This is a genomic window from Polaromonas sp. JS666, assembly GCF_000013865.1.
Lineage (GTDB): Bacteria > Pseudomonadota > Gammaproteobacteria > Burkholderiales > Burkholderiaceae_C > Polaromonas.
In genome coordinates this window covers 3,634,735-3,647,363 of record NC_007948.1, presented here as the reverse complement: position 1 = coordinate 3,647,363, position 12,629 = coordinate 3,634,735, and the positions used below count along the sequence as shown (strand labels likewise).

Here is a 12,629-nt window from a genome sequence, read left to right as displayed (position 1 = left end):
GACCAAATTAGTCAATAGTCACAGTTTTATTTATGGTGACAGGCTGCGAAGCACCAGGCTCGACAAATGCGCCGGCGCCTCTTTGTTGTAGTCAAAGCTATGTTGCAAGAGCAAAGGGTTGAGGTAGGGGCGCATGACCAGATAGATGGCCAACGCCGTCTCGTCCAAGGGTGTCTTGCGCTCAAAGTCCCCGGTTTGCCGGCCTTCCTGCAAGACGTCCCGAAGCAGCTTCTGGATGTGTTCTTCGTAGGCATGAACCGCCTGCCAGCGCTCCGTAGCGGCCGAGGCGGCAATCTCGTACAGCTTGCGGTCCTGAAAAAACAATCGAAGGCTCGCCTCGGTCATGGCTTTAAACATCCGCCGCAATTTCTCTGGCGGCATGTCGGCCCCTGCAATAGCCGCACTGACCTCGGCCTCAATCTCGCGCAGGCAGTTTGCGCAGATCATCTCGCCGATGGCCTGCTTGGACTCAAAGAACTTGTAGATGTAAGCCTTGGAAAACCCGATGGCTTTGGCGAGGTCGGAGACGGTCGTTTTCTCGTAACCGTAGCGGCTGAAGTGCTCGGTGGCCGCGGTAACGATCTGATCTCGCACGTCATGGTCGGCCGGGCCGCGGGCGGAAACCGGATAAGTGGTCGCTTTGTTCATGGTCTGTAGCTTACCTGCATCTAAAGAAATGAACAACGAGTGACCATATTGTATTATAGTCACTTCATCGACTACCTGATTCGGAACAAGTCTATGCTGCCTAAACACACCCTTGCCATCTTCATTGTTGCCGGCCTCTCGGCCGGCTGCGCCGTCGGTCCCGACTATGTCAGGCCCGACACGCCCATGCCGCAACAGTACCTGGGCCAACCAGCGGTCGACCAGCGGCACGCCACTGCCCATGCCGATCTCGTCACCTGGTGGACGGGTTTCGGTGATCCGCTACTGACTCGATTCGTCACGCTGGCGGTGGAACAGAACCTCGATCTCGCGCAGGCATCCGCTCGCGTCACCCAGGCGCGCGCGGAGCTTGGGGCGGCAAATGCCGCGTTGCTGCCTTCCGGCAACGTCAGCGGCCAGGCAGCCAGAGCCTACCAATCCCTTGAAACGCCTCTGGGAAAAGTCTTGAGCGCTAGCCCCGGTTTCGACCGTCACGGCAGTTCTTACGAAACCAATCTCGGCGCGAGCTGGGAACTGGATGTATTCGGAGGCTTGCGTCGTGGAAAGGAAGCGGCACTTGCCGGGTACCAGGCGTCGGAGGCCGGCGCAGCCGCTACCCGGTTGGCTGTGGCGGCACAGACCGCCGACACCTACATCATCATTCGTGGGCTGCAAACCCGCCTCGGCGTTGCCCGCGGGCAGGTGCAGACGCAGCAGGAATTGCTATCGACCATCAACCTTCTGTATGGGAAGGGGTTGGCGGCCGAACTTCAAGTGAGGCAGGCCGAAGGTGCGCTTGCCCAGGTTCGGGCGTCCGTGCCGGTTCTTGAGGCGGGTCTGGACGTGGCCATGAACGCGCTTGACGTGATGCTGGGCACGCCACCCGGAACGCATCGGATGGAACTGGCCGATGCTGGCGTCATCCCTGCTGCCCCGCAAATCACTGCTGCAGGCTCTCCGGGTGAGCTGCTAAGGCGCCGCCCTGACCTGATTGTGGCTGAGCGCCGCCTTGCCGCATCGAATGCCCGTATCGGTGTCGCCATTGCCGAGTACTACCCCAAACTCTCTCTGAGTGGGCTGATCGGCAGCGCGACATCGGTGTCCGGTGGCAATCTGTTCACCAGCGGCGCGAGTCAGGCCGCCGGCGTGCTGGGTCTGCGCTGGCGTCTGTTCGACTTTGGCCGCATCAACGCGCAGATCGACCAAGCCAGGGGCCAGGAGGCCGAGATGCTGGCTGCGTATCGGCTTGCCGTACTGCGGGCAACTGAGGACGTAGAAAACGCCTTTTCGGCCTTGGTCAAGCGCGAGGAGCAGGCTGTTGTACTTGCCCAGGGAGTGGACTCTCTCGGCCGCGCCCGATCAGCTTCGTTTGCGGCGTATCAAAAAGGGGTACTCAGTCTGATCGAAGTCTTGCAGGCCGACGACAACCTGCTACGTGCCTCCGATGCGCGAGCGCAAGCGCAAACGGAATCAGCACGCGCGGCGGTCGCTACCTTCAAAGCGCTCGGCGGCGGTTGGCAACCCCAGGAATCCAGCGCCGTGGCAATTAGATAGCCCAACGTTGGGGAAATTGATCCATAAAACTCTGTAGAGATCGATTCATTTCGCCCATCAGGCACCGAAGTCTCTCTGCATTTTTGCTCAAGGGTGAAACTCCAAAGTGCGCTTTTTAGGCTTGCGAAGTACGATTTCCTTTGGAGGTAGACGCCTAGATGCAGAAGGTGTACGTAACTCTGATGAATGCGAGTTCCTAACTTTGGCGAGGAGGCTGGTAACTCGTTGATTTCATTCATTTGAGATTACGTCTATTTGCGGTGACGCCCACCGATAGACGCTCAACGCCCACAAGGACAGGATTTGATGAAGCGCTACGAACAACTGGTCGAACTGCTGGCAACCGACATCCGCAATGGCCGCCTCGCCCCGGGCACCCGCTTGCCGTCGATTCGCACGCTGACCGCCCGGCACGGCCTCAGTGCTTCCACCGCCTTCAAGGCCTATTACCGGCTGGAGGAAAAAGGCTTGGTGCGCGCCCGTCCACGCTCGGGCTATTACGTGACGGCCCTGGCCATGCAGCAGCTGGCCGCGCCCGCGCGGGGTCGGGCCACCCGCCATGCCGGCAAGGCATCGGCCCGGGTCGCGCCCCGGCTGGACGTCAGCGAGCTGGTGTTTTCCGTGCTGGGTGCGGCGCAGGACCCGGACATCGTGCCGCTGGGCTCGGCATTTGCCGCGTCCAGCCTCTTTCCGCTGCAGCGCCTGGGCAAGTCGCTGGCCCGCACAGCGCGCCACATTCATGGTCAGGATGCGGTCGCCCACCTGCCGCAGGGCGACCCGGTGCTGCGCGAGCAGATAGCGCTGCGCTACCTGGCGATGGGCATGCCGCAGGCCGCCGAGGAGGTGATCGTGACGAGCGGTGCGCTGGAAGGGCTCAACCTCTGCCTCACCGCCGTGGCCCGGCCGGGCGATCTGGTGGCGATCGAGTCGCCGGGGTTTTATGCAGGCCTGCAGGCGCTGGAGCGGCTCAGGATGAAGGCGCTGGAAATCCCGGTGCATCCGCAGGGCGGCCTGGATCTCGGCGCGCTGGCCGAAGCGCTCAAGCGCCATCCGGTCAGGGCCTGCTGGTTCATGACGTCCTTCCAGAACCCGATGGGCGCCAGCCTGTCCATGGAAAAAAAGCAGGCACTGGTCGCGCTGCTGGCCAGCCATGACGTTCCGCTGATTGAAGACGACGTGTATGGCGAGCTTTACTTCAGCAACCGCTCCCCGTTGCCGGCCAAGGCCTTTGACCGCAAGGGACTGGTGATGCATTGCAGCTCCTTCAGCAAAACGCTGGCGCCCGGTTACCGGGTAGGCTGGGTTTCGCCTGGGCGCTTTGGCCAGCAGGTGGAACGGCTCAAGCTCATGACCACCCTGTCGGCCAGCCTGCCCGCGCAACTGGCCATTGCCGACTACCTGCAGCATGGCGGTTACGACAAGCATTTGCGCCGCTTGCGCCATGCCATGGAGTCGCAACTGTCCAGCCTGCTGGCCGCCGTGGCGCGCCACTTTCCCGAGGGGGTGCGTGTGTCGCGACCGGCAGGAGGTTATTTTGTGTGGGTGGAATTTGCCGAAGGCTTTGACGCGCTGGCCCTGCACGAGGCAGCGCTGGCGCACGGCATCAGCGTGGCGCCCGGACCGATTTTTTCAGCGCGGCGTCAATTCCGGCACTGCCTGAGGTTGAACTATGGCCATCCGTGGGACGCGCGGTTTGAGGCGGCCATGCAGACGCTGGGACGCCTGATACGGCTGCAGGTGCCGTATGCGTGAAGCGCCAGTCGGCCAAGCAGTGAGTTTTGCCGTGTGCGTTAAATTTGGCTGCCGCAAGGGGCTGGAGGCAGTCAAGGCCCGAAACAGGAGCCAAACATGCCAAAAGTGGCCTAATAAATACCATTTGTGAAAAGCAAATAGGCCTGAAATCAAATAGAGGTGGGCTGTACGGGCTATTAAAATAGTAGTGTCACACCGCAACGCTATGCAATGCCCGAAGGCGCGGGCGCTTGGGCCAACTGGTCGCGGGGGCGCGATGCGATCATGTCACTGAGCTCCTTGCGCTTTGCCGTATAGCCCGGGTCGTCGAACAGGTTGTCCATCTCATTGGGATCTTCGGACAGGCAGTACATCTCGCCTGCGCCGGAGTTTTGCTCGAGGGTGAGTTTCCAGTTTTCGGTGCGCACGGTTCGCAGTTGCAGTTCCAAACCGCAGCGCGATGCGGCCACGTTCCATTCGCTCAATGCGAAGTCGCGTGTCTGTTGCCCGCCTTCCAACAAAGGCCGCAGGCTCTGGCCGTGCAGGGGCGCCAGCGCGGTGGCCGTTGCATAGTCCGCAAAGGTGGCGGCCAGGTCGAGCGTTGATACCGGCTCATGCCGCACCTGGCCGGCCTGGACCTGCGGGCCGTTGACAACCATGCCCACGCGCAGGACACCTTCGTAAGGGATCGGGCCCTTGAGCATCAGCCCGTGGTCACCCAGCCACTCGCCGTGATCAGAGGTGAAGATCACGAGGGTGTTGCCGTCCAGGCCCAGTTGCTGCAACGCGGTCTGGATGCGGCCCACCTGGTGGTCCACCAGCGAAATCATGCCGTAGTAGTTAGCGGTGATGTTGCGCAGTTGCTGCTCGGCCGGTGTAGGCATGCGCGAGAAGTTTTGCCGCAGGGCCTGCACGGCCGCATCGCCGACGGGCTTGCTGTCCATGCTGGCCTTGTGCCACCAGGGCCGGCGCTCGAAGTCGGTGGTCCGGTGCGCCGGCAGGTCGACCTCATCCGGGTGGTGAAGCCGTGACCATGGCTCCGGGCAATCAAAGGGGTGATGCGGATCTGGAAACGAGGCCCACAGGCAGAAGCGTTTTGCGGCCTCGCCTGCATGTTTGCGCATGAACTCGATCGTCCGGTCGCCTATCCAGGTGGAGTTGTGCCACGCGCTGGGCAGGGCGGAATTGAAGGTTTGCGGCGCGCCACTGGGTGGCCCCATGTCTTGCTGGTAAAGCCTGTTGCGCATCTCGCCCAGACCATCGCCGTAGTACCAGCGCGAATGGTGCAGCCCGCCCGGCAGCGGGGTGGGCAACCAGTAGTTGTGCCCTTCCACGGCAAGCTCCACATGTTCAAAGCCCATGTATGGGCCGTACCACGCGGGGCCGTAGTCGGCCTCGCTGAACTGGCATTCGGGGCGGCCGGTTTTTGCAAACGTGTGGTGGGTCGAGAAATGCGCCTTGCCGATAAAGCCTGTCGAATAACCGCTGCTTGCCAGTGTGCCGGCAAAGCCCGCTTCGCCTCTCGCCTCATCCAGGTCAATGCCGTTGTCGCATACGCCGTGCGTCAGCGGCAACAACCCGGTCAGGATGGAGGCGCGAGAGGGCTGGCACACGATGTTCGGCGTGATGCACGAGGTGAAGTGCGTGCCCGTCCTGGCCATTTCGTCGATGTGCGGGGTCTTGACCTTGCGGCCTGCAAAGCCCAGGCAGTCACCCCGGTGCTGGTCGGTGGTGATGAGCAGTATGTTGGGTCGCTTCATGGCTTGGCGCTTTGTTCCTTCAGCTTGGCCACCACGGGCGCATAACGTTTGGTGTCCTCATCGATGCGTTTGGCAAGGGTGGATGGATCTTCAAACGTCAGGGTGACGCCCAAAGCCTGCATCTGTGCTTCGGCTTCGGGGCTTTTCATGAAGCCGGCCAGTGCCGTGCTGACGCGGCCGACCATCGATGCGGGCGTGCCGGCGCGCGCCAGCAGGCCAAACCAGCTCTCGAAGACATAGCCTTTGGACTCGGGCATGTCCCTCAGCGCGGCCATGGCCGGAAGGTCGCTGATGGGCGCTACGCCGGTGCGGCCCAAGCCCTGCACCTTGCGCGCCTTGATGGGTGACACCGCCGTGCCCGACGCGATGAACATCACATCGACGTGTGAGCCCATGACATCCAGGAAACCCTGCGGGGCGGCTTTGTATGGCACATGCTTGAGCCGGATGCCGGCTTCTTTCTGGAAAGCCTCCATTGCCAGGTGGTGCACGGAGCCTTCGCCGCCGCTGGCGTAGGTGATGGTGCCGGGGTTTGCGCGTGCGCGCTCCACCAGTTCAGTCACCGAATGAAAGGGCGCGGCAGGCGACGCCACCAGCAGGTATTGCAGTGTGGCCAGCGTGGCAATCGGCGTCAGGTCTGTTTTGGGTTGATAGGGCAGCTTCGCCAGCATGAAGGGCGCGGTGGTCAGCGCGGCATCCAGGCCCAGCAATAGCGTGTACCCGTCGGCCGGCATGCGGATCACCTGCTGTGTGCCCAGCGTGGTTCCGGCACCCGGCTTGTTGTCAACGATCACCGAGGCATTGAGCTGCTTGCCAAGGCCCTGGGCCACTGCACGGCCGACCGCATCGGCTGCGCCGCCGGCAACGGACGGCACGACGATCGTGATGGTCTTGTCGGGATAAACATCTGCAGCAAGGGCCGGTTTTGCCAGGGGCGCGATAGCCACACAGCAGAGGACCGCAAGCGTCGTTCGGCGCATCTTCATCATGGTCAAGTCTCCTTTTTATGGCCCACACGCCTGTAGCGTATGGGCCGGTCTTTTGGGTGAAAACCCCATGGTAGGGAACGCCTGCATGCCTGTCTAATGATGAATTTGAGCGGCTATATTGCAAAGTTGATATGAGCGAGCATGTGAAACCTCAGGGGCTGAGCCAAGAGTGGTACTTGCGCGGTCGCCTGCGGCTGCGGCACCTGAAGCTGGTGAAGGTGCTGGACGAGACCCGCAATATCGGTGAAGCGGCCCAGCGCATGGCGACCACGCAGCCGGCCATTTCAAAAATGCTGGGCGAGCTTGAGAGCATTGTTCAGGTGCAGCTCTTCACCCGGACCTCCAAAGGCACCTTTCCCACCCCGCATGGCGAGTCACTGATACGCCACGCGCGCTGGATCCTGGGCGACCTCGACCGGGCCGGCCTGGAATGGTTTGCCCCGCCGGAAAAGCAGAAGGCGCGCGTGGTGCTGGGGGTGAATTCCTCATCCGCTGCCTTCCTGGTGCCCCGCGCCTTGTTGAAGCTGCAGGCGCGCGGCGATGCGGTGTCTGTGGTGGTGCGGGAGGGCTCGATGGAGGCCCTGATGCCGCAGTTGCTGACCCGGCAGATTGACCTGATCGTGGCGCGCCTCGGCGAAGCCACGCAGCAGCGCGGCCTGTTGAGCGAGGTGCTCAGTCAGGAGTCCATGTGCGTGGTGTGCTCCAACGCGCACCCGCTGGCCTCGATGAAGCGCTGCAACTGGGCGGCCCTGTCGCGCTACCCCTGGATACTGCCGCCGCACGGCAGCCCGGTGCGCGCTGCGCTGGACATCATCCTGCTGCGCGAAGGCGTGACGCTGCAGAGTCATGTCGAATCCGCTTCAGTGATAACGAACATGGTGCTCATGGATAACAGCCAGGCGCTGGCCCTGCTTCCGCAGAACGTCGCCGACTACCACCGTGATCGCCGCGCGCTCACCATACTGAATATCAGCTTGCCTGATGTCTTCGGCCCGCTGGGCATAGTCCGCCACAGTCACCTGGAGATTTCGGAGGGCATACAGGCCGTCATCGACTGTCTGCGTTGAAGTGTGTGTGCGGCCGCTAAGCCAGCCAGTCTTTCAACTGCCCGAAAAGCCATGCGCTGTCGTCATGCGGCAGGTCATGCCCGGCCCATGGGTGCTGCACATGGCCGGCCTTCCATGCGTCGGCCAGCCGCGCCGAACATGCCGGGTCGACCAAATGATCGCAGGCTGAAGACATCACCAGTGTCGGGCACGCTGGTGCTTTCGCAGCGCATGCGTAGCTTGCTGCCGCCCAGAGTTGCCGCGCAACGTTCGTTGCCGTGACGGGCGCGCTCTGGCGAATGCGCAACCACGCGGCGATGTCGGCATCGCGTGTGCCGGTGTTGTTGCAGGTCAGCCTGTGAACTGCTTGCTCCACTTGCGCTGCATCGCGCCAGCGTGCGGCCAGCAGAGCAAGCGCTGGCCAGTTGTGGGGCCGCAGGCGCTGCGTAGCGCTGCTGAAGGGCCGCAGGCTGGTGTTGATGAGCACTAGCCGCGCGACTTCATGCGGATAGCGCTGCGCCCAGTCCGTCGCCACCATGCCGCCCAGCGACATGGCCAGCAGCTTGAAAGGCTGCGCTTGTTGGCGAACCTGCAGTTGCGAACGCAAAAAATCCACCATGCCACTGACTGAAGTAGGCGAGGGCAGCGATGCAAATTCGCCGTTGCCCAGCAGGTCGATGGCGATGACCTCTTCGCAGGTCTGCTGCGCCAGCTGCTCGGCAAAGCCGCCCCAGTGCCGCGCCTCGCGTGTCAGGCCCCTCAACAGCACCCAGGTCACAAGGCCCGCCTCGGCCGCCAGTGGGCGGTGGCCAGTTGCTGGAGTTGAACGCGGTGATCGGCCGGCGGCAGCCAGCGCGGCGCGGCAAAAGCGGCCCGCGTGAGGAAATCCAGCAGGTCGGTATGACGGCGCAGCACGCGCTTGATGCGGTGCGCCTTGATCGGGTTGAAGATGCCATGCCGTGAAAACAGCTGGCGCGGATTCTTGCGTATCCACAGCCACGAACCCAGCTCCAGCGTCATGGGCAAGAACACATGGTCGGGCGGCGCGTGGTCATACGCGTGATCCCACAGGTCGCCATGCAGCAGGTACTGGTTGCTTTGCGGCTCAAAGCTGTAGGCGTGGTACGGGTGCGATTGCTCCAGCATGGTCTTGAGCGCAAACATCTCCGGCAGGTGGGCCATCAGCCGGCGCGTCCTGGCATACGGAAACCAGAGGCTGTCGTCAAAGCCGTAGCCCGAGTGGCAGTCCAGCGCGAGGCTGAAGGGGCGGCTGGCCAGTTCGTCGTGCACCACCTGCAGCAGCGCTGCACTCTCCACTTCCATGGGCACGCCCGGCCGGCCGCAGTACCAGGGCAACCGTGGGCTCAAGGTTTGCCCGCCCGCCAGAAAGGGCACTTGGCCCTCGGCTCTTTGCGGCGCATTGCGCATCAGGTCCACGCCACGCGGGTTGGCGCGCTTTTGCGCCCACATGCCGCCAGGATTGACGAGGGGCATGAACACCAGCCGGACTTTCTGCAGCTGCTGGTGCAGCAGTTCGTCCCACTCCAGCCTGAACAGCAGCGCGCGCATGTAGTGCAGGATGAGTTGCGTGCCGATGCGCTCCAGCCCATGAATGCCGCCAAAAAAACCGACGGCCGGCGCCAGCGGGTCGCGCGAACCTATGCTGGCGGTGTAGAGCGGAAAGGACGGCCCGGCCGTGTGCGTCTCGGCCACGACGGCTACCTCAAAGTGGGCGCTGCCCGCCAGCAAAATCGCCTTGAGCTCCTCCAGTTCCGCAAAGCTCGCGGCCGCGTCGCGCGCCGGCGTCAGGCTGTAGGGGCTGTGAAGGCTGCGGGGACTCTCCGTGGCGGCGGTCGGTGGCGGGATTTCCATCCGGACATGCTGGCACAGTTGTTTGACAGCACGCTACATGCCTGCCGGGTTTTTGTATCGAATGCTGATTCGGTGACGAAAACCGGCTCAGCAGCGGTCTCAAGCCAGGCGCCGCCCATCTTCAGCCCGACGATGCCGGCCAGGATCAGCGCCAGCGCCAGCGCCAGCGATGCTCAGTTGCCCGTTCGTTGCCCGATCGCGGCAATGACCTGGTGCAAGGCCTTGTTCACCGGCTTGTCGCCGCGCATGACCAGCGCCAGCGTTCTTTGCAGCCGCGGGTAAAGCGGGTGGACCACCAGCTCGGGATGCTGGCCCGGGCCGGTGACGGCCATGGCCGGCAGGATGCTGCAGCCCAGACCCGCGGCCACCATTTCCTTGATGGCTTCCACGCTGCCCAGCTCCATGATGGGCTTGGGGGCATGGCCCGCGTCGCGAAACCACTGGTCGATGATCACGCGGGTGTTGGCCGCCGGCTCGAACAGCACAAGCTCGCGCTTGGCGAGGAAGGCGGGCGTGATCCGGGCAGGCAGCGCGGCCTCGCGCTTGGGGGCGATCGCCACGAATTCATCGTTCAGCAGCGGCGTCGTGACCAGCGCGCGGCGCTTGACCGGCAGGGTCACCAGCGCCAGGTCCAGCGTATTGCCTTCCACGGCCTTGACGAAGTCGGCCGTATTGCCGGTACTGACCACGACGCTGAGCTTGGGAAAGCGGATCCTCAGCGAACGCAGGATCTGCGGCAGCAAATACAGGCACGCCGTGGCGCCGGTTCCCAGTGTCACGCGGCCCTCGACGTTGGATGAGTGCGAGGCCATGGCGGCCATCACGCCGTCCACCGCCGTGTTGACCTGCTGAATGCCTTCCAGCAAATCCAGCCCCGCCGGCGTGGGCGTGGCTCGGCGCGCCACGCGCTCGACCAGGCGTACCCGCAGCCGCTGCTCAAGCTGCCGGATCTGCAGGCTCACGGCGGGTTGCGACAGACCCAGCCTTTCGGCCGCGCCCGAGAAGCTGCCGGTTTCGATGATGAGCGCATAGGTGCGCAGGTGGTCCAGATTGAGCATGCAAAGAAATTCTAATGAAAACCATAAGATTTGACATATTTACTTATGCATGGTCTTGCGCAACCATAGCGGCATGCAGCTTTTTTCACAGACTCCCCCAACTTCCCGGACAGCCGGCGCGCTTTCCATCCACCCCTGCGCCGAGAGCGACATTGAGGCGATCCAGGCCATCTACGCCCACTACGTGGCCACCAACCTGGCGACCTTCGAACTCGAGCCGCCCACCGTGCGCCAGATGCTCTCGCGCCGCGGCGATATCCTTCGGGGCGGCTATCCCTACCTGGTGGCGCGCCGCGATGGGGAACTGGTGGGTTACGCCTACGCCGGCGCCTACCGTTCGCGGCCGGCCTATCGCCACACGGTGGAGGATTCCATTTATGTCGCGCCCGGCATGCGCCAGGCCGGCGTTGGAAGCGCCTTGCTGCGCGAGTTGATCCGCCAGTGCGAGCAGCGCGGCTTCCGGCAGATGGTGGCGGTGGTCGGCAACAGCGCCAACACCGGCTCGCTTCGGGCGCACGAGGCGTTGGGCTTTACCCGCGTCGGAACGCTCGGCTGTATCGGCTACAAGTTCGGCCAGTGGGTGGACACGGTGCTGATGCAACGCGCGCTCGGTGATGGCGCCTCGTCGCCCGCGGGCCTACCCTTGGGTCCGCTGCAGGCCGCGGCCGCTCAGTCCGCCGGCGCGATCACCACATCCGACAGCGGATACGCCACGCAGGGCAGGATGTAGCCCGCCTGCTTCTCCTCGGCGCTCAGTCCCGGCCAGTCAATGCGGTACACCACCTCGCCGCTGGTCAGCTCGCAAATGCAGGTGCGGCAGGTGCCATTGCGGCACGAACTGGCCATTTCCACACCTGCGAGCTGGGCGGCCTGCAACACGGACAGCGAAGCGGGCGCCTCAAAGCCGGGGCCAGCCGGCCCAATGCGTGCCCTGAACACCGTGTCGACAGTGCTTGCGAGACTCGCCGCTTGGGAGGGGGCTATCGGACTGCTGACAGACATGGGTAAAGACTATGGGGAGGGCTATGGGGAAGGGGCATATTGAGAATGGGAAGTCTGAATTTACCCCAGAAGGCGATGGCCCCGCGGTGCGGAAGATGATTTGCGCGACAATCTTGCTCCTCCCGAATATTTCCCCCCGACCGATTCACAAGCGATTCTATTTTTCATGTCCAGCTACTCCGTTCGTCCTGCCACCACCCGCGATGCCAAGGCCATTGCCGAAATTCACGTTGCCACCTGGCATGCCGCCTACAAGGACCTGATGCCGGAGGATTTTCTGCAAAAAGCCACGGTGGAAAAGCGCCAGGCCTACTGGCGCGAAGCCATTGAATACAGCGAGCCGCAATTGCTGGTGGCCACCAATGGAGACGAGGTCATTGGCTTCGTCGGTTTTGACCGCTCACGCGATGCCGGCACCAAGTCCACCACCGGCGAGATCTGGGCCATGTATGTGGCACCTGAGCACTGGAGCAAGGGCGCCGGCCTGGCATTGTGGGACGGTGCGCGCGAGGGCCTGAAGGAGGAAGGCTGCACGCAGGTCACCCTCTGGGTATTGCTGCGCAACGAACGCGCGCTGCGCTTTTACGAGCAAGCCGCAGGCTTCAAGCGTGAAATGCCGTCGCTCAAGACCGTCGCCTTTGGCAGCGCCAAGCTGGAAGAAATCCGCCTCAAGCGCACGGTGGACTGATCACCGGGGCGACGGCGCGGCCGCGCGGCCGCTGCTCCTGTCGCTGGTGGCCGCCCCTCATGACGGCACATTGATCACACGCTCGTCGTCGTCCGGAATCAGCGGTGCACCCTCATCCGGGGTCACCGGCAATTCCAGGCCGTCGTCGTCTTCCGGTTCGTCTTCCGATGCCGGCCCGGTGTGGGGCCGACCTGCATCCGCGGCTTTGCGGGCGCGTCTGGCGGTCATGGTCAATCTCCTTGAAGCTGCCCTGATCATGTTCCGATCAGCGCCATTTGTCA

The 12,629-nt window shown here is 63.3% G+C and carries 13 protein-coding genes; 5 read left to right on the top strand and 8 right to left on the bottom strand.

The features are described 5' to 3' along the window. Nucleotides 1-30: 30 nt before the first annotated feature. Nucleotides 31-648, bottom strand: coding sequence for a TetR/AcrR family transcriptional regulator (locus tag BPRO_RS17210; protein ID WP_011484347.1), 618 nt, complete (start codon nt 646-648; stop codon nt 31-33). A 93-nt stretch (nt 649-741) separates the two neighbouring features. On the opposite strand from BPRO_RS17210, the gene BPRO_RS17205 reads away from it, so the two are divergent. After that, on the top strand, nt 742-2,202 hold the full coding sequence (locus BPRO_RS17205; RefSeq protein ID WP_011484346.1) for an efflux transporter outer membrane subunit: 1,461 nt from the start codon (nt 742-744) through the stop codon (nt 2,200-2,202). 306 nt (nt 2,203-2,508) lie between these two features. Continuing rightward, entirely contained in the window at nt 2,509-3,954 is a 1,446-nt protein-coding gene (locus tag BPRO_RS17200) for a PLP-dependent aminotransferase family protein (RefSeq protein ID WP_011484345.1), read from the top strand. A 203-nt stretch (nt 3,955-4,157) separates the two neighbouring features. Here the strand turns inward: BPRO_RS17200 and BPRO_RS17195 are convergent, their stop codons facing one another. Continuing rightward, nucleotides 4,158-5,693 (bottom strand): sulfatase-like hydrolase/transferase, encoded by a 1,536-nt coding sequence (locus BPRO_RS17195; protein ID WP_011484344.1) that lies wholly within the window; start codon nt 5,691-5,693, stop codon nt 4,158-4,160. Next, on the bottom strand, nt 5,690-6,682 hold the full coding sequence (locus BPRO_RS17190) for a Bug family tripartite tricarboxylate transporter substrate binding protein (RefSeq protein WP_011484343.1): 993 nt from the start codon (nt 6,680-6,682) through the stop codon (nt 5,690-5,692). The genes BPRO_RS17195 and BPRO_RS17190 overlap by 4 nt, the downstream gene beginning before the upstream one ends. A gap of 131 nt (nt 6,683-6,813) precedes the next feature. Between BPRO_RS17190 and BPRO_RS17185 the strand changes: the two genes are divergently transcribed. Beyond that, nucleotides 6,814-7,749 (top strand): LysR family transcriptional regulator, encoded by a 936-nt coding sequence (locus tag BPRO_RS17185; RefSeq protein WP_011484342.1) that lies wholly within the window; start codon nt 6,814-6,816, stop codon nt 7,747-7,749. 16 nt (nt 7,750-7,765) lie between these two features. Here BPRO_RS17185 and BPRO_RS17180 read toward each other — a convergent pair whose 3' ends face one another. The 3 genes from BPRO_RS17180 to BPRO_RS17170 form a co-directional block, all read right to left on the bottom strand. Next, nucleotides 7,766-8,506 carry an alpha/beta fold hydrolase gene (locus tag BPRO_RS17180; protein WP_011484341.1) on the bottom strand — a complete coding sequence of 247 codons (741 nt, stop codon included), beginning with the start codon at nt 8,504-8,506 and terminating at the stop codon, nt 7,766-7,768. Then, nucleotides 8,503-9,600, bottom strand: coding sequence for a M14 family zinc carboxypeptidase (locus BPRO_RS17175; protein ID WP_011484340.1), 1,098 nt, complete (start codon nt 9,598-9,600; stop codon nt 8,503-8,505). The genes BPRO_RS17180 and BPRO_RS17175 overlap by 4 nt, the downstream gene beginning before the upstream one ends. A gap of 173 nt (nt 9,601-9,773) precedes the next feature. Then, nucleotides 9,774-10,658, bottom strand: coding sequence for a LysR family transcriptional regulator (locus BPRO_RS17170; RefSeq protein WP_011484339.1), 885 nt, complete (start codon nt 10,656-10,658; stop codon nt 9,774-9,776). A gap of 73 nt (nt 10,659-10,731) precedes the next feature. On the opposite strand from BPRO_RS17170, the gene BPRO_RS17165 reads away from it, so the two are divergent. Beyond that, nucleotides 10,732-11,388 carry a GNAT family N-acetyltransferase gene (locus BPRO_RS17165; RefSeq protein WP_157045818.1) on the top strand — a complete coding sequence of 219 codons (657 nt, stop codon included), beginning with the start codon at nt 10,732-10,734 and terminating at the stop codon, nt 11,386-11,388. Here the strand turns inward: BPRO_RS17165 and BPRO_RS17160 are convergent. Then, complete coding sequence (locus tag BPRO_RS17160) at nt 11,328-11,660, bottom strand: 2Fe-2S iron-sulfur cluster-binding protein (protein WP_011484337.1); 333 nt, start codon at nt 11,658-11,660, stop codon at nt 11,328-11,330. The genes BPRO_RS17165 and BPRO_RS17160 overlap by 61 nt on opposite strands. 166 nt (nt 11,661-11,826) lie before the next feature. Here BPRO_RS17160 and BPRO_RS17155 point away from each other — a divergent pair, with 166 nt between their 5' ends. Continuing rightward, nucleotides 11,827-12,348 carry a GNAT family N-acetyltransferase gene (locus tag BPRO_RS17155; RefSeq protein WP_011484336.1) on the top strand — a complete coding sequence of 174 codons (522 nt, stop codon included), beginning with the start codon at nt 11,827-11,829 and terminating at the stop codon, nt 12,346-12,348. A 57-nt stretch (nt 12,349-12,405) separates the two neighbouring features. Here the strand turns inward: BPRO_RS17155 and BPRO_RS29665 are convergent, their stop codons facing one another. Beyond that, nucleotides 12,406-12,576 (bottom strand): hypothetical protein, encoded by a 171-nt coding sequence (locus tag BPRO_RS29665; RefSeq protein ID WP_157045817.1) that lies wholly within the window; start codon nt 12,574-12,576, stop codon nt 12,406-12,408. Nucleotides 12,577-12,629: the final 53 nt, after the last annotated feature.

Bases quoted from the DNA above. Each gene is read 5' to 3' on its own strand.
- BPRO_RS17190 (WP_011484343.1), bottom strand. From the start codon at position 6,682: ATGATGAAGATGCGCCGAACGACGCTTGCGGTCCTCTGCTGTGTGGCT.
- BPRO_RS17210 (WP_011484347.1), bottom strand. From the start codon at position 648: ATGAACAAAGCGACCACTTATCCGGTTTCCGCCCGCGGCCCGGCCGAC.
- BPRO_RS17155 (WP_011484336.1), top strand. From the start codon at position 11,827: ATGTCCAGCTACTCCGTTCGTCCTGCCACCACCCGCGATGCCAAGGCC.
- BPRO_RS17205 (WP_011484346.1), top strand. From the start codon at position 742: ATGCTGCCTAAACACACCCTTGCCATCTTCATTGTTGCCGGCCTCTCG.
- BPRO_RS17165 (WP_157045818.1), top strand. From the start codon at position 10,732: ATGCAGCTTTTTTCACAGACTCCCCCAACTTCCCGGACAGCCGGCGCG.
- BPRO_RS17195 (WP_011484344.1), bottom strand. From the start codon at position 5,693: ATGAAGCGACCCAACATACTGCTCATCACCACCGACCAGCACCGGGGT.
- BPRO_RS17175 (WP_011484340.1), bottom strand. From the start codon at position 9,600: ATGGAAATCCCGCCACCGACCGCCGCCACGGAGAGTCCCCGCAGCCTT.
- BPRO_RS17160 (WP_011484337.1), bottom strand. From the start codon at position 11,660: ATGTCTGTCAGCAGTCCGATAGCCCCCTCCCAAGCGGCGAGTCTCGCA.
- BPRO_RS17200 (WP_011484345.1), top strand. From the start codon at position 2,509: ATGAAGCGCTACGAACAACTGGTCGAACTGCTGGCAACCGACATCCGC.
- BPRO_RS29665 (WP_157045817.1), bottom strand. From the start codon at position 12,576: ATGACCGCCAGACGCGCCCGCAAAGCCGCGGATGCAGGTCGGCCCCAC.
- BPRO_RS17170 (WP_011484339.1), bottom strand. From the start codon at position 10,658: ATGCTCAATCTGGACCACCTGCGCACCTATGCGCTCATCATCGAAACC.
- BPRO_RS17185 (WP_011484342.1), top strand. From the start codon at position 6,814: ATGAGCGAGCATGTGAAACCTCAGGGGCTGAGCCAAGAGTGGTACTTG.